Origin of the sequence: Pseudomonas sp. KCJK9111 (genome assembly GCF_046231935.1) — a bacterium.
Taxonomy (GTDB): Bacteria; Pseudomonadota; Gammaproteobacteria; order Pseudomonadales; family Pseudomonadaceae; genus Aquipseudomonas; species Aquipseudomonas parafulva_B.
Map to the genome: position 1 here is coordinate 1 of NZ_JBJJMO010000145.1, position 319 is coordinate 319.

Annotated in this window: 1 protein-coding gene; it reads right to left on the reverse strand. The window is 58.6% G+C overall.

Annotated elements, in window-relative coordinates; genetic code table 11:
* A partial coding sequence (locus ACK59L_RS21550) for an immunoglobulin-like domain-containing protein (RefSeq protein WP_409275976.1) occupies window positions 1-319 on the reverse strand: 319 nt, incomplete at both ends.

Here is a 319-nt window from a genome sequence, read left to right on the forward strand (position 1 = left end):
TGGCGCGGTTACAGTGACCGAACCGGTAGTGCTGTTCGCCGGGATGGTGATGACGGTCTTGCCATCATCCAGTGTGAAGGTCAGCGCGCCATGCTTGTCGATCGGCAAGCCATCTTTGTTGGTCAGGGTCACGGTGTAGGTGATCTGACCGCCTTCGGCCACGGAATCGGTCGCAGTCAGTTTCGCGACAACTTCGTCGATGGTGTCGGTGACTTTCACCGAGGCCTCGCCGCCCAACTGCAGATTTTCGAAGGTGCGACCGCCAGCGTCTGCTGCCGACTTGATGCCCAGGCTGATCTCGCCGGAATCTTTATAAACG